Origin of the sequence: Streptomyces aurantiogriseus (assembly GCF_014649375.1) — a bacterium.
Lineage (GTDB): Bacteria > Actinomycetota > Actinomycetes > Streptomycetales > Streptomycetaceae > Streptomyces > Streptomyces aurantiogriseus.
The window spans coordinates 36,984-51,980 of record NZ_BMSX01000023.1; the positions used below are offsets into that span (position 1 = coordinate 36,984).

Below are 14,997 nucleotides of genomic sequence, written 5' to 3' on the forward strand. Positions count from 1 at the left end.
CGGGACGGATCACAGGAAACCTGGGGCGCTCTATACCGCTTCGCCTTCACTTAGCCGTGTCGCCGGCCGACGGCGGCCGAGCAGCAGCCCGCCGGCCGTCAGGGCAGAGGCGAGGCCGAGGAGGCCGACGGCGTGGGCCAGGCTGCCGGTGGCCGATTCCAGGGCGATCAGGACGAGCGGGCAGACGAACTCGCCCGCGAAGAAGGCGGCCGTCCACAGTCCGGTGCCGCGGCCTCGGTTGGCGTAGTCAAGCCGGGACATCGCGATGGTGAGCAGTGAGGGCAGCAGGATTCCGGTGCCCAGGCAGTTGAGTACGGCACCGGCGATCACCACCAGCGGGCTGCTCGCCAGGGCGATCACCACGAATCCGGCCGCGCACAGGGCGAAGACCAGGGGCAGCCTGCCGACAGGGTTGCCCGCTAGTTTGGTGAAGGCGATGGACCCCGCCACGGTGGCGGCGCTGGCGAGGGCGGTGGCCAGGCCGATGACGCCGGTGGACTTCACGCCCAGGTCGTCGAGCAGGTAGGACATCTCCACGGGCACGGTGTAGAAGACCATCGCACCGAACACCGTGAGTGTGCAGATGCCCGCCAGCCGTCGCACAGGGAACGGCTTCTTCTCGGCCGTCGGCCCTTCGGCCGCCGCCGCGTTCTCCGGCCGGAACTTGGACAGGGTGGCGGCCATGGCGGGGGCCAGCAACAGGCCAACGGCGTAGATCCAGAAGGGTGCGCGCCAGCCCGCCGAGCCGGCGGCGCCGCCAATGACGAAGAACGCGGTGGCGGAGACGGAGGCGCACATGGTCTGCAGGGCGAGGTAGCGGTCACGCACGGACCCTGTGTAGTAGTCGCCGATCAGCGTGGTGCAGCAGGTCAGGATGGCTGCCTCGGTGATGCCGACCAGCACCCGGCTGACCAGGATGGCGTCGAGCGAGTCCAGCCACAGCGGGGCGGTACCGAGCAGCGCATACAGCGCCGTCGCCCAGACGAGCAGACGGACGCGGCCGAGGCGGTCCACGATGACGCCCGCGAAGGGGGCCAGCAGTGCGAGCGCGAGCGCCGGGATGGTCAGGACGACGGGGACGAGGGTCTTGGCGCCGGGTACGGCGTCGAAGTGTTCCTGCATCTTCGGCAGGACCGGCGCGATCAGGACGGCGCCCAGCACTGGCAGACAGCTGCCGGCCATCAGCAGCGTGGCGCGCAGTGGGCCCGCGTTCGCGGCGCTCGGGTGGGTCTTGTCGGTTGGCGCGGGCAGGGAAACGGATCTGGACATGCCGGACTCCACGTGTGGTGGCAGGGTGAGGCGCCGTCGCGTGGGCGTGGCTGTACCGCGCCGTGGGGCGCCGATGCACCCGAGGGATCGCGCCCAGGAACAGCGCACGTCAGGAACTGCCCCGACTATGAGCCAGCCCACCCTCGTCGCCTAGCCTTCGCACCATCGAACTGCCGGATCCCCTCATCCGCTCAGCGGATGCTCTGCTGTTTCTTGGCCGCCGCCACGCGCGCCGCGGTCTCCCGCAGCCAGATGTGCGCGGCGTCGCGGGTGTGCAGGGGATGCCACCACAGCGCCTCCTGCAGCGGTACGGACTCGTAGGGCGGTTTCATGATCCGTACCGGTGCGGTTCCACGGAGGCGTTCGGCGAGGAGTGCGGGGATGAGGGCGATGCGGCGAGTGCCGGCAACCAGGAAGGGAAGCGTCGTGAAGCTGTCGACGGAGACGTCCACCCGTGGTTCGATGCCGAGCATGCCGAGCTGGCGGACCGCCGGTGAGTCGTAGGCGCGCAGGTACGTCACCCACGGCAGCCGGGCCGCGTCGTCACGGGTGAGGTGATCACCCACCTCGCGGTTGTCCTCGGCGACGAGGAAGACCCAACCGTCCTGGAACAGCTCGGTGGCGGGGAAGCCGCTGATGATGCCATGCGGCATGATCACGCCGTCGACGGTGCTCAGCAGCGCGCCCGGCTCCTCGCTGATGCCGTTCGGGATCTGCACGAAGCGCACGCGGATGCCAGGGGCCTCACGGTCGAAGGCGCGGGCAAGGTCGGCCCCGAAGACGGTCACCGCGTAGTCGGTGGCGGCGAGGGTGAATTCCCTTGACTCTGCGGCCGGATCGAAGTCGGCCTGACTGGTGAAGAGGCGTTCCAACAGGCCGCAGGCCGCCATGGTGCGATCGAGAAGGACCTCGCCCAGGGCCGTCAGCTCGTAGTGACCGCCGACGCGGGCGAGCAGCTCGTCGTCGAAGTGCCGGCGCAGCTTGGCCAGGGCGGCGCTCATCGCGGGCTGACTCAGGCCGATGCGCCGACCGGCCCGCGTCACATTGCGCTCCTCCAACAGGGCGCGCAGGGCGACGACCAGGTTGAGATCAAGACTTGCCAGGTTCACGGCGCGCTCCAGCAAAGACGACGACAACCCCGCCCTCATCATCGGTACGGATGATCGGATCCACACAATCAATTTCTCAGATCGGGGGAGGTGCGGCCACATTAGTCCCATCGCAATCAGGAGGACACGTCCGTGAAACCCGCAGCCACGTCAGTCCTTTTCGCCGGTCCCTTCGCTCTCGGCACCCTCTCCGCCCCCGACGGGGTCCCGTTTCCCCTTCCCATAACGCCGGACGGCCGCGCTCTCGACCTGCCCACCGCCCTCGGGGAACAGGTGGTCACGATCCGCACGCTCCTGGAGAGCTGGAACGAGGAGATGCCCCGTCTGCGCGCCCTCGCGGCGGTCGAGAGGGCCGTTTGGCAGCCGCTGGAGGGCCTGCGCGTGCACGCCTCGGTCGAGCCCCGGCAGATCCTCCAACTCGGCCTGCAGCGCACTCGATGTGTCGAGGAGAGCGCGTGAACCGGCACGATCCCGAGGGCGCGATCGCAGAGGCCGCCAGGAAGTACTCGAACTGGGGGCGTTGGGGCGAGGACGACGTCCTCGGCACCCTGAACTTCCTCGACGAGGCCAAGCGGCGCGAGGGTGCCGCTCTGGTGCGGCGGGGCGTGAGCTTCTCGCTGTCGCAGTCCTTCGACATGAACGGCCCGCAGAAGGGCTGGCGGCGTCGGACCAACCCGGTGCACACCATGCTCGACACCGGCACGGACGCGGCCGTCGGCAACCAGGGCTTCCCGCACGGCATCGGCGGCGCCGACGACGTGATCGCGATGCCGCTGCAGTGCTCGACCCAGTGGGACGGGCTCGGGCACATCTTCGACCACGGTAAGGCGTGGAACGGGCGGGCGGCCGAGAAGGTCGTCACCTCCGACGGCGACCTGGTCACCGGGATCGAGCACATGGCGCCGTACGTCGCCGGGCGCGGCGTTCTCCTGGACGCCGGACGGGTGATCGGTGACCGTGGGGGCACCTCCCGCTCGAGCGCAGCCGAGAGTGGGGGAGAGTTGCCCGACGGGTTCGCGCTCGCCGAGGAGCATCTGACCGCGACCGCCACGGCGCACGGGGTGACCGTCGGACGCGGTGACATCGTCCTCGTCCGCACCGGTCACCTCGCCCGCGCCCGGCGCGACGGCTGGGGCGACTACGCGGGAGGGCCGGCGCCCGGCCTCTCCTTCACCAGCGCCGGCTGGCTGCACGGCACGGAGATCGCCGCCATTGCCACCGACACTTGGGGTTTCGAGGTGCGGCCCAACGAGTTCGAGGGCGCCTTCCAGCCGCTGCACCAGGTCGTCATCCCCAACATGGGTCTGCTGATCGGCGAGATGTGGGACCTCGACGCGCTCGCCGCGGACTGCGCGGCCGACGGCGTGTACGAGTTCTGGCTCACCGCCGCACCCCTGCCCATCACCGGAGCCGTCGGCTCCCCCGTCAACCCCATCGCCGTCAAATAACCCACGGGACAAGGGAGTTCCCATGACCACAGCCCGCAGAGTCCTCGTCATCGGCGGCGGCTCCGCCGGCAACGCGGTGACGATCCTGCTCAGGCGCGCCGGCCTCACCGTCGACCTCATCGAGGCCAAGCCCGACTGGAACGCCACCACAGGCTCCGGCATCACCGTCCAGGGCAACGCCCTGCGTGTCCTGCGTGAACTGGGTGTCTGGGAGCAGGTGGAAGCCTCCTGCTTCCCCTTCGGCTCGCTGGGCATCACCGACCTGGGCGGCACCCTCCTGCACGTCGTCGAGGACATCAAGACCGGTGGGGAGGACCTGCCCGCCACCGTTGGCATGCAGCGCCCCGAGCTCCAGCAGATCCTCATCGACGCGGTCCGCGCCTCCGGCGCTACCGTCCGCCTGGGCACCACCGCCGAGAGCTTGGAGCAGGACGCCGACGGAGTCTCGGTGCGGTTCAGCGACGGCACGAATGTCCGCTACGACCTGGTCATTGGCGCCGACGGCCTCAACTCGGCCACTCGCACGGCCATCGGCATCACGGCCGAACCCGAACCCACAGGCCAGGCGATCTGGCGCACTCCCGCACCGCGCCCTGCCGACGTCACCCGCACCGACCTGACGTTCGGCGGCCCCGCGTACACCGCAGGGTACTGTCCGACCAGCGAGACCACTCTCTACGCCTACGTCGTCGAGGCATGCCGCAGCCGTGACGCGGTTCCGCCGGAGTCGTACGCGGACGAGATGCGCCGCCTCGCCGACCATTACGGCGGTGTCTGGCCCGAGATCGCCAAGCACATCACCGACTCGGAGAAGATCAACTACACCTGGTACCACCGGTTGCTGGTCGAGGGCTCGTGGCACCGCGGCCGGATCGTCCTGATCGGCGATGCCGTCCACTGCTGCCCGCCCAGCCTCGCGCAGGGGGCGGCCATGTCACTCGAGGACGCCCTCGTCCTCGCCGAGCTGCTCACGAGCGGACGGGACTGGGACGACGAGCTGTTCCATGCCTACTACGAGCGCCGCATTCCCCGGGTGCGGACCGTCGTCGACGCGTCCGTGCAGCTCGGCCAATGGCAGATGGACGGAGTGCACGGCGACATGCCGGGGCTGATCGGCCGGTCCATGACCTTCCTCAAGGCGCTCCCGTGATGCGGCCCACCGTAGATGTGCATGCGCACGTCCGGCTGCCCGATGTCGGTGCCCTGGTAGCTGGGCTGCCCGGGTTCGCGGCGGCCCAGGAGGTCGAGGCCCGCCGCCAAGGACCGGTCGCCCTGGCCGTCAACGGGACGATGCTGCGCGAGCGCAGGTCGCGGCCGACCGACGTGTCCGCCCGACTGGCCGCCATGGACGCGCAGGGCGTGGACGTGCCGCTGGTCAGTCCCTCGCCATCGCACTACCACTACTGGGCGGACGAGAAAACGGAACGAGGAGATCTCCAGCCACGCAACGGGACACGACCTGTCGGACACGGTCTACGAGTCTTTCTGGTCACGAGCGGAGAAGACGGGCGCGCTCGTCTTCCTGCACTCCTTCGGCTGCACCCTCGACGAACGTCTCAACCAGTGGTACCTGTCCAACACTGTCGGCCAGCTGACCGAGAACGCTGTCGCCCTCTCGCACCTCATCTTCACGGGGGAATCGGACCGTGCCCCGAGGTGAAGCTGACAGCCGCGCAAGGGGGCGGCTGTCTCCCTACGCACATCGGCCGATCCGACCACGCCTGGACAGCCCGTTCCGACATCGGCGCGGGCTGCGCCCGCCTGCATCACCGCCGCAGACGCCGACCGGGTCCTCCTGGGCTCCGACTACCCCTTCGACATGGGCGCCGAGGACCCCGTCGGCGCCCTGCGTGCCGCCCGTCTGAGCGTCGCCGTGCGCGGCGGCAACGCGGCCGCGCTGCTCAACCTCACCTGAGAGGAACCCCCACGATGAACCGCCTGCTCACCCATCTGCGGCACGTCGACCTCGCCGTGCCCGACTACGACAAGCAACTCGACTTCTACGGCGGCGTATGGGGCCTGACCAAGGTCGCCGAGGACTCGGGTGTCTCCTTCTTGGCCGCCGAGGGCTCCCCCGAGAACTACGTCGTCCGACTGCGCAAGGCTGACGAGAAGCGGCTCGACCTGATCTCCTACGGTGCGGCTTCACCGCAGGACGTGGACACCCTCGCCGAGCGGCTGCTGGCCGGCGGCGTGCAACTGGTCTCCCAGCCGGGCAAGGTGGACACCCCCGGCGGCGGTTACGGCTTCCGCTTCTTCGACGTCGACGGGCGCACCATCGAGGTCTCGGCGGACGTCGAGGTACGACAGCATCGCAAGATCGAGGAGAGGGAGTCGATTCCGGTCAAGCTGTCGCACGTCGTCCTCAATTCGCCGGACCTGAACAAAACCCGGGAGTGGTACGAGACGCACCTCGGTTTCCGTCTCTCCGACACGCTCTGGCATCCCCGCATGGGCGAGGCCATGCACTTCATGCGGATCAGCAACCAGCACCACTCGATGGCCATCGCGCAGGGCCCGCACACCTCGCTGCACCACGTCTCCTTCGAGATGCGCGGCATCGACGAGTACCTGCGCGGCTCCGGCCGGGTCATCCGCGCGGGCTTCGAGAAGCTCTGGGGCCCGGGGCGGCACACGGCCGGCGACAACACGTTCACCTACTTCCTCGATCCGCACGGCAACACCGTCGAGTACACGACGGAACTGGAGGTCCTGGACGAGGACACCTGGCACCCGCACGTCTACGACTTCTCCGATCCCGACATCGCCGACCAGTGGGGCACGGCCAACCCGATGAACGAACTCGTCGCCAAGGAGTCGTTCAACGACGTCGACCGCGGCGTGTTCGTCGCCCCGCCCGTCTGATCCCGAGTTCCGGGGGCGCGGTGGCCCTGTCAACTGCCCTGACGCTCCACGCCGCGCCTCCGGCCCACCACCCGAAGACCGCGTAGTCCCGGTAGTCCCGAAGCCTGGAGCTGCACATGCGCTTCGCCGCGTACGAACACCAACACCAGCGCCGTGTCGCCGTCGTCGGCGAGGACGGCCGGCTGCACCCGGTGCCCAGCGAGTGCACGCTCACCGAGCTGATCGCGTCCGGCGGCCTGTCCGAGGCAGGCACAGCGGCCCTTGAAGCGCCGGCCGGCCCCCATGTCTCCGAGGTGCGGCTGCTCCCGCCACTCCAGCCGCCCACCGTGCGCGACTTCGTCACCTTCGAGGAACACGTCGAGGGCGTACGACGGTCTGTCGACGGGGCCTCCGGGGTGCCCGAGCAGTGGTACGCGGCCCCCACGTTCTACTTCACCAATCCGTACGCAGTGTGCGGCCCGCACGACGGCATTCCCATGCCGCCGGGTTCGAGCGTGCTCGACTTCGAACTCGAAGTCGCCGTCGTGATCGGCAAGGAGGGGCGCGACCTCACCCCCGAGCAGGCCCGCGACCACATCGTCGGCTACACCATCTTCAACGACTGGTCCGCCCGCGACCTGCAGTCCGCCGAGATGAAGGTCGGCCTCGGCCCCTGCAAGGGCAAGGACACCGCCACCACCCTCGGCCCGTACCTGGTCACCACCGACGAGCTGGAGAAGTACCGGGACGAGGACGGCTTTCTGCGCCTCGCCCTGACCGCCTTCGTGAACGGTGAGCTGGTCGGCGAGGACCTGCTGTCCAACATGAGCTGGACGTTCGAGGAGATGGTCGCCTACGCCTCGCGCGGCACCTGGGTGCGCCCCGGTGACGTCCTGGGCTCGGGGACGTGCGGCAACGGCGGCTGCCTCGCCGAGCTGTGGGGCGTACGGGGCAGGCAGGACCCGCCACCGCTCAAGCCCGGCGACACGGTCACCCTCACCGTCGAGGGCATGGGCAGCGTCTCCAACACCGTGGTGGCAGGCGCCGATGCGGTGCCGCTCCCGGCCGCACGGCGCCGATTGCGGGAGCGGCCATGACCGACCGCCACCCGAAACGGCTGCTGGGCAAGGTCGTCGTGGTCACCGGCGCGGCTCGCGGACAGGGCGCCGCGGAAGCCAAGGCACTGACCCGCGAAGGCGCGCGGGTGATCACCACCGATGTGACCAAGGCCCCCGGCTGCCGCCGCCTCGACGTCACCAGCGGGACAGACTGGGCGGAGCTCACCGCCGACCTGCGCGAGGCATACGGGCAGGTGCACGGCCTGGTCAACAACGCCGGCGTCACCTGGCGGGCCCGGCTCGGCGACGTACGTCCCGAGGACTTCGACCGCGTTCACGCCGTCAATGTCACCGGCCCGCTGCTGGGCATGCAGTACCTCGCGCCGCTGATGCCGCCCGGCTCCTCGATCGTGAACGTCGGCTCCTCCGCCGCACTCACCGCCCACTACCCGGTGGCGTACACGGCGAGCAAGTGGGCGCTGCGCGGCCTGTCGAAGACCGCCACGCTGGAGCTCGGCCCCCGAGGCATCCGCGTCAACACGATTCACCCGGGCTACATCGATACCGAGATGACCGCCTCCGCCGCCCCTGCCTTCCGCGAGGCCAACATCCGCGAGACCCCGCTCGGTCGCACCGGCTCCGTGGACGAGGTCACCCCGCTGGTCGTGTTCCTGCTGTCGGACGAGTCGTCGTTCATCACCGGAGCCGAGATCCCCATCGACGGCGGCCTCACCGCACACGGCGGCGTCAAATCCGTCTCTGACTCGCTGCGATCGGAGGCACCGTGAAACGTCTCGATGGCACGGTGGCCCTGATCCCCGTCGCCGCGTGCGGCCAAGGGCGGGCCGCGGCGATCTGCTCGCCGACGACCATCCCATGCGGCACGTCGCCCGCGACATCCCTCCGCCGACCGGCGTCAACCTTGTCGTCCGCGGCGGCCAGTCCGCTGTCCTGCACGGCGCCACCCCATGAAGGGACCCCGCACATGAACAAAGTCCGCGGCAGCGCTGCTGAGGCGATCGCCGACATCCCCGACGGCGCCTCACTGGCCGTCGGCGGCTTCGGCCTGGGCGGGGTTCCGGAGATCCTCATCCGCGCCCTGTACGCGCAGGGCGCGGGCGGTCTGAAGGTCGTCTCCAACAACTGCGGGGTCGATGGCCGCGGGCTCGGCGTTCTCCTGGCCGCGGGCCGTATCGCCCGGGTGACCGGCTCCTACGTGGGCGAGAACAAGGAGTTCGCCCGCCAGTACCTGTCCGGGGAGTTGGAGGTCGAACTCGTCCCGCAGGGCACGCTCGCCGAGCGGCTGCGGGCGGGAGGCGCCGGCATCCCGGCCTTCTACACCCCGGCCGGTGTCGGCACCCAGGTCGCCCGGGGCGGACTGCCCTGGCGGTACGCCCAGGACGGTTCGGTCGCGGTGGCCTCGCCGCCCAAGGAGACCCGCGATTTCGCGGGCCGCGCGTACGTCCTGGAACACGGCATCACCACCGAGTTCGCCCTGGTACGGGCCTGGCGCGGCGACCGCCACGGAAACCTGGTCTTCCGCAAGGCCGCCGCCAACTTCAACCCGTCGGCCGCCATGGCCGGGCGGATCACCGTCGCCGAGGTCGAGGAGCTCGTCGAACCGGGCGAGCTCAGCCCCGACGAGATCCACCTGCCAGGTGTGTTCGTACAGCGCGTCGTGGCGCTCACCGCCGCAGAGGCCGCCGACAAGCAGATAGAGAAAAGGACCGTACGTTCATGAGCTGGACCCGCGACCAGATGGCCGCCCGCGCCGCCGCCGAACTCACCGACGGCTCCTACGTCAACCTCGGCATCGGCCTGCCCACCCTCGTCCCCGGCCACCTCCCGAGCGGCGTCCACGTCGTCCTGCACTCCGAGAACGGCATCCTCGGCACCGGCCCCTACCCCACCGACGACGAAGTCGACCCCGACCTCATCAACGCCGGCAAGGAGACCGTCACCGTCCTGCCCGGCGCCTCCTTCTTCGACTCCGCCCTGTCCTTCGGCATGATCCGCGGCGGCCACATCGACACAGCGGTGCTCGGCGCCATGCAGGTCTCCGCCCACGGCGACCTCGCCAACTGGATGATCCCCGGCAAGATGGTCAAGGGCATGGGCGGCGCCATGGACCTCGTCCACGGGGCCCGCCGTGTCATCGTCCTCATGGAGCACACCGCCAAGGACGGCTCACCGAAGATCGTCGAGGAGTGCACCCTGCCCCTCACCGGCGAGCGGTGCGTCCACCGGATCATCACCGACCTCGGCGTCCTCGATGTCACGGACGACGGCCTCGTCCTGGTGGAGACCGCGCCGGGCGTCACTGTGCAGGACATCATCACCCGCACCAACGCACCGCTGCTGTTGGAGTCCGCACACGTCGCCTGCTGACAACGGCGTGCCACCACCTTCTCTTCCTCTGGCTCAAGGAGCCCTGATGACCCTCTTTCTCACCGACGCCGACGTCAGAGCAGCCTTCGACTGGGCCGACGCCATCGCCGCGCTCCGCAGCGCTTACGGCGCACCGCCCGACGAGACGCGCTTCCCCTCGCGCACGATGGCTCGCGGAGACGGCCTGTGGCTGCGCACGCTCAGCGGCGTGCCCGGCGACGGCGGCCCCATGGGCGCCAAACTGATCGCCGCCTCGATCCGGAACCGCCGCGCCTCGTATCTGATCCCGCTGTTCGACCAGGAGAGCGTGGAGCTGACCGCGCTCCTGGACGGCCACTCGATCACGGGTTTCCGTACGGCGGCCACCTCGGCGCTCGCCGCCGACCTGCTGGCCCCCGTCGGCCCGCTGCACGTCGCGGTGATCGGCTCGGGCTTCGAGGCACAGAACCACGTCCGCGCTCTGGCGGCGATACGCACCCTGTCGTCCGTCACCGTGTTCAGCCCCAACCCGGCCAGCCGCACCCGATTCACCCAGGAACTCGCGGATCTGGGGCTGCCACTCGCCACCGCAGAGAGCGCTGAGGCAGCCATTGCTGACGCCGACCTCGTGATCTGCGCAGCCCGCTCCCGGGACGAGCAGCCGACACTGCGGAAAGCACCGGCCGGGGCGACCGTCGTGTCGATCGGGTCCACCCTGCCCGAGCAGCGCGAACTGGCGACCGAGGTGATCGCCCGCGCCAAGGTGATCGTCGCCGACATGGTCGAGGAAGTCGCCCATGACACGGGAGACATGATCGCCGCCAAGGAGGCGGGCGCCGACTTCGCCGGAAAGGTGGTCTCACTCGCCGACGTCGTCTCCGGCCGCACGACCGGCCGACCGGCACACGACCCGGACGCGGTCGTGATCTACAAGTCCGTCGGCTCGGCGGCGCAGGACCTCGCCGTCGCCGCGATGTGCACCCGGCGGGCAGCCGAACTGTCTCTGGGCACCGAGCTGCCCGTCACGATCTCCCCGGTCTCGAAGTGAGCAACCCCATGAGCAATCCCGTGCGCCGAGAACTCGACGACCCGTCCCTGCTGAAGACCGCCGCGTACGTCGACGGCACCTGGATCACCACCGCCGACTCCTTCCCCGTGCACAACCCGTCCACCGGCGACCTGCTGGCCGAGGTGCCGCTCCTCGACGCCGCGCAGACCGCCGCGGCGATCCACGCAGCGCACCGCGCACTGCCGGCCTGGCGGGCACGCCCGGCCAAGGAGCGGTCCCGGATCCTGCGGCGCTGGTTCGACCTGGTCACCGCACACGCGGACGACCTCGCCCGGCTGATCGTCCTGGAGGAGGGCAAGCCTTACGCCGAAGCCCTGGGCGAGGTCGCCTACGCCGCCTCGTTCCTGGAATGGTTCGCCGAGGAGGCCAAACGCATACGCGGCGACGTCATGGAGGCGCCGGAAGCCTCGCGCAGGATCGTCGTCCTCAGGGAGCCGGTCGGCGTGTGCGCGGCGATCACCCCGTGGAACTTCCCCGCCGCGATGATCACCCGCAAGGCGGGTCCCGCGCTGGCCGCGGGCTGCACCATGGTCCTCAAGCCCGCCGAGCAGACCCCGCTGACCGCCCTCGCGCTCGCCGAACTGGCCGACCGCGCGGGCATCCCGGCGGGGGTGTTCAACGTGGTCACCGGCGACCCGCGCGAGATCGGCCCCGAGCTCACGGGCAATCCACTCGTCCGCAAGATCACCTTCACCGGTTCCACCGAAGTCGGCCGACTCCTGCTGGCCCAGTCGGCGCAGACAGTGAAGAAGACCTCCATGGAGCTGGGCGGCAACGCACCCGTCCTCGTCTTCGACGACGCCGATCTCGACGAGGCCGTCGAAGGCCTGATCGCCACCAAGTACCGCAACACCGGCCAGGCGTGCATCAGTGCCAACCGCGTCTACGTACAGGACGGCATCTACGACGCCTTCGCGAAGAAGCTGGCCGCGCGGGTCGCCGCCCTCGCCGTCGGCGACGGCTTCGACGACGGTGTCCAGCAGGGCCCGCTCATCGACGAGGACGCGGTGGCGAAGGTCGAGTCCCACGTCGCCGATGCCGTCGCCCACGGGGCCACCGTGTTGCACGGCGGCAAGCGCCACGCGCGCGGCGGCCTCTTCTACGAGCCGACCGTCCTGACCGGCGTCACCGCCGAGATGGCCGTCACCCGCGAGGAGACCTTCGGCCCGGTGACCCCGCTGGTGCGGTTCACCGACGAGGGCGACGCGATCCGCATGGCCAACGACACCGAATTCGGCCTCGCCGCCTACCTGTTCGCCAAGGGCGCCGAGCGGATCTGGCGCGTCGGCGCCGCCCTGGAGGCGGGCATGGTCGGCATCAACACCGGCCTGATCTCCAACGAGACCGCCCCCTTCGGCGGCATCAAGCAGTCGGGCGTCGGCCGCGAGGGCTCGGTCTACGGCCTCGACGAGTTCCTGGAGCTCAAGTACCTCGCCTGGGAAGGCGCGAAAACCCCCCACTTCTGATCACCGAACAAGGAGCACTCCACCATGGCCCGTTACACCCGCGCCGAAGCCCGCGACTGGGCGCGCGAGAACCTCGTCGGCGTTGTCAACTGCACCATCCCGTCCTTCACCGGCGACCTGAGGAACATCAACGAAAAGGCGATCCGCCACGACACCCGGCTCGCCATCGAGCACGGCTTCATGGGCACCCTCGGCGTCTCGGAAGTCGCCATTCAGCTACCCGAGTACCTCGACTTCCTGCGCATCATCAAGGACGAGGCCGGCGACCGGCTGCTGCTCACCCATCACGCCAGCTGGAGCACGCTGGAGCAGAACCTCGAGGCCGTGAAGGGGGCGGAGGAGGCCGGCGCCGAGCTGGTGCTGCTGTCGTACCCGCCGAACTTCTACCCCGAGTCCGAGCAGGAGATCTACGACTACACCAAGGCCGTCTGCGACGCGACGAACCTCGGCGTCATGCTCTTCCCGATGTACCTGTGGGGCTTCAGCCCCCGCATCCACCCCTCCGACATCCCCGTACGCCTCATCCGGCGCCTGATCGACGACTGCCCCAACATCGTCGCCATCAAGGCGGAGGGCGGCTTCCCCAGCATCCAGAGCGTCATCGAATGCCACCGTCACTTCGGCGACGAGGTGGTCATCTCCATGCCCATCGAGGGCGAGCTGATCCCGCTGTCCCAGATCATGCCGATCCAGTTCTCCGCCACCAGCGACCACGAGTACTACGGCCCGATGATCCCGCGCGTCTTCCAGCTGCTACGGGAGGGCAAGTACGATGACGCCGCAGACATCTACTGGCAACTGCACCCCGCCCGCAAGATCAAGGGAGGGCTCGCCCCCGCCCTGCACGGCGGAGCCTTCATCAACCGCCAGGCGTGGAAGTTCCAGGGCTGGCTCCAGGGCTACAACGGCGGCCCCCTGCGCATGCCCACCCAGCGCATCCACGACGCCCAGATGACCGCCCTGCGCAAGGGCCTGATCGACGCCGGCCTGGAACCGAGCATGGACCCGCTCCGCGAGTTCTTCATCGGCCGCAACCCGGCCTGAGACGCCGTCGGCCCGCCGCGACGACGTAGTGCCGGACTGCAGGAGCTATAGATATCGCCAGCTGTATGTCGGTCATCACCAGGCTGAACTCCCGCCGGGCGCGGGTGGGATCGAAGGCCGACCGGGCCCGGAAGACCCGGTCGGCGGAGCCGAGCGCCTGCACGGCGTGCTCAGCCAGGCTCTCCGCCAGCGGGGTGAGCTGGTAGGCGTTGCCCACCCGGGTGAGCAGTTCGTCTCCGAAGTGCCGGCGCAGCCGGGGCTAGCGCCGCGCTCACGGTCGGCTGACTCAGACCGAGCCGCTCCGCCGCCCGGCTCACACTCCGCTCCTGCAGCAGCGCCTCCAACGGCACCAGCAGATTCAGGTCCAGCCCCATGGCGCCAGGCCTCTCCACCCAACCTCTCAGCGGCGTGTGCTGCCGCCGTCCGCGACGACGATCTGGCCGGTGATGAACGCGGCGTCGTCAGAGGCGAGGAACGCCACGACACCCGAGACGTCGTCCGGCATCTGCACCCGCTTGATGTTCTGCACCTGCACGGCCTGTTCGAAGAAGGCCTCGCTGGTGTTCTCCAGGGCTGCGACCGTCCGGACCAGACCCGCCGCGACGCCGTTGACGGTGATGTCGTGAGCGGCGAGGTCGGCGGCCAGGACGGAGGTGAGGCCGTTCAGCGCGCCCTTGGCGGAGACGTAGGAGACGAACGGCGGCGGCGCGGTCCAGTAGCTCGACGACGTGATGTTGATGATCCGTCCCGAGCCGGACTTCTTCAGGTCCGGAAGGAAGGCCCTGGAAGCCAGGAAGGGACCGTCCACGTTGACGGCGAAGGTGCGCCGCCAGTCGTCGTAGGTGACATGGTCGAAGTCGGCCAGCAGCACCACCGCCGCGTTGTTCACCAGGATGTCGGCGGAGCCCAGCTCACCGCGGACCCTGGCGGCGAACCCGTTGATCGACTCCTCGTCCGAGACGTCGACGTTGTCGCTGAAGAACCTCCGGCCTGTCTGCGTGACCAGTTCGCGCGTCTGGTCCGCCGCATTGACGTCCGCGACAGCGATGTCCGCGCCCTCCGCCGCGAGCCGCCGGGCGATCTCCTGCCCGATACCCGTACTGCCTCCGGTCACCACGGCGGTCCTGCTCGCCAGTCGTCCAGCCATGGCTCATGTCTCCTCGGTCGGCGTTCGAACACAGTCAGGGCGGGCACAGCCCCGATGGAGCGCTCGGTGCCGCACGGCCGTATTCCTCAGATCTTGTGCGTCGGGACTGCGGACAAGTACGTCTTGTTCGTTCAATGAACACCTGCGGAAGACGGTGACAGAACCGCGCCGCTGTC

General features: G+C 69.5%; 16 protein-coding genes and 1 pseudogene. 13 read left to right on the plus strand and 4 right to left on the minus strand.

Annotation, left to right across the window (positions count from 1 at the left end):
• Positions 1-30: 30 nt before the first annotated feature.
• Together IE263_RS37175 and IE263_RS37180 are read right to left on the minus strand one after the other, a co-directional pair.
• Positions 31-1,269 carry an MFS transporter gene (locus IE263_RS37175; protein ID WP_189942489.1) on the minus strand — a complete coding sequence of 413 codons (1,239 nt, stop codon included), beginning with the start codon at positions 1,267-1,269 and terminating at the stop codon, positions 31-33.
• Positions 1,270-1,460: 191 nt separating this feature from the next.
• Complete coding sequence (locus IE263_RS37180) at positions 1,461-2,378, minus strand: LysR family transcriptional regulator (RefSeq protein WP_189942490.1); 918 nt, start codon at positions 2,376-2,378, stop codon at positions 1,461-1,463.
• A 132-nt stretch (positions 2,379-2,510) separates the two neighbouring features.
• Between IE263_RS37180 and IE263_RS37185 the strand changes: the two genes are divergently transcribed.
• The 13 genes and pseudogenes from IE263_RS37185 (at position 2,511) to IE263_RS37245 (ending at position 13,674) form a co-directional block, all read left to right on the plus strand.
• Positions 2,511-2,837: a hypothetical protein gene (locus IE263_RS37185; RefSeq protein ID WP_229911373.1), complete on the plus strand. Its 327-nt coding sequence runs from the start codon at positions 2,511-2,513 to the stop codon at positions 2,835-2,837.
• Positions 2,816-3,826, plus strand: coding sequence for a cyclase family protein (locus IE263_RS37190; RefSeq protein ID WP_189942491.1), 1,011 nt, complete (start codon positions 2,816-2,818; stop codon positions 3,824-3,826). Before IE263_RS37185 ends, IE263_RS37190 begins: the two co-directional genes overlap by 22 nt.
• Positions 3,827-3,848: 22 nt before the next feature.
• Positions 3,849-4,976, plus strand: coding sequence for an FAD-dependent oxidoreductase (locus IE263_RS37195; protein ID WP_189942492.1), 1,128 nt, complete (start codon positions 3,849-3,851; stop codon positions 4,974-4,976).
• Positions 4,976-5,741 (plus strand): annotated as a pseudogene (locus tag IE263_RS37200) (amidohydrolase family protein). Before IE263_RS37195 ends, IE263_RS37200 begins: the two are co-directional and overlap by 1 nt.
• 14 nt (positions 5,742-5,755) lie before the next feature.
• Positions 5,756-6,691 (plus strand): VOC family protein, encoded by a 936-nt coding sequence (locus IE263_RS37205; RefSeq protein ID WP_189942493.1) that lies wholly within the window; start codon positions 5,756-5,758, stop codon positions 6,689-6,691.
• Between the two features lie 116 nt (positions 6,692-6,807).
• Entirely contained in the window at positions 6,808-7,767 is a 960-nt protein-coding gene (locus IE263_RS37210) for a fumarylacetoacetate hydrolase family protein (protein ID WP_189942494.1), read from the plus strand.
• Complete coding sequence (locus IE263_RS37215; RefSeq protein WP_189942495.1) at positions 7,764-8,516, plus strand: SDR family NAD(P)-dependent oxidoreductase; 753 nt, start codon at positions 7,764-7,766, stop codon at positions 8,514-8,516. Before IE263_RS37210 ends, IE263_RS37215 begins: the two co-directional genes overlap by 4 nt.
• Positions 8,517-8,556: 40 nt before the next feature.
• Entirely contained in the window at positions 8,557-8,700 is a 144-nt protein-coding gene (locus IE263_RS37220) for a hypothetical protein (protein ID WP_189942496.1), read from the plus strand.
• Between the two features lie 13 nt (positions 8,701-8,713).
• The gene (locus IE263_RS37225) at positions 8,714-9,469 is read left to right on the plus strand and encodes a CoA transferase subunit A (protein ID WP_189942497.1); all 756 of its coding nucleotides are present in this window, start codon (positions 8,714-8,716) and stop codon (positions 9,467-9,469) included.
• Positions 9,466-10,116: a CoA transferase subunit B gene (locus IE263_RS37230; protein WP_189942498.1), complete on the plus strand. Its 651-nt coding sequence runs from the start codon at positions 9,466-9,468 to the stop codon at positions 10,114-10,116. Before IE263_RS37225 ends, IE263_RS37230 begins: the two co-directional genes overlap by 4 nt.
• A gap of 46 nt (positions 10,117-10,162) precedes the next feature.
• Positions 10,163-11,143 (plus strand): ornithine cyclodeaminase family protein, encoded by a 981-nt coding sequence (locus IE263_RS37235; RefSeq protein ID WP_189942499.1) that lies wholly within the window; start codon positions 10,163-10,165, stop codon positions 11,141-11,143.
• An 8-nt stretch (positions 11,144-11,151) separates the two neighbouring features.
• A complete protein-coding gene (locus tag IE263_RS37240) occupies positions 11,152-12,630 on the plus strand; it encodes an NAD-dependent succinate-semialdehyde dehydrogenase (protein WP_189942500.1) in 1,479 nt (492 codons plus the stop codon).
• A 24-nt stretch (positions 12,631-12,654) separates the two neighbouring features.
• Positions 12,655-13,674 (plus strand): dihydrodipicolinate synthase family protein, encoded by a 1,020-nt coding sequence (locus tag IE263_RS37245; protein ID WP_189942501.1) that lies wholly within the window; start codon positions 12,655-12,657, stop codon positions 13,672-13,674.
• A gap of 170 nt (positions 13,675-13,844) precedes the next feature.
• On the opposite strand, the gene IE263_RS50175 is transcribed toward IE263_RS37245, so the two are convergent.
• Together IE263_RS50175 and IE263_RS37255 are read right to left on the minus strand one after the other, a co-directional pair.
• Complete coding sequence (locus IE263_RS50175; protein ID WP_373312212.1) at positions 13,845-14,048, minus strand: LysR family transcriptional regulator; 204 nt, start codon at positions 14,046-14,048, stop codon at positions 13,845-13,847.
• Positions 14,049-14,074: 26 nt separating this feature from the next.
• Positions 14,075-14,821 carry an SDR family NAD(P)-dependent oxidoreductase gene (locus tag IE263_RS37255; protein ID WP_189942502.1) on the minus strand — a complete coding sequence of 249 codons (747 nt, stop codon included), beginning with the start codon at positions 14,819-14,821 and terminating at the stop codon, positions 14,075-14,077.
• Between the last annotated feature and the right edge of the window lie 176 nt (positions 14,822-14,997).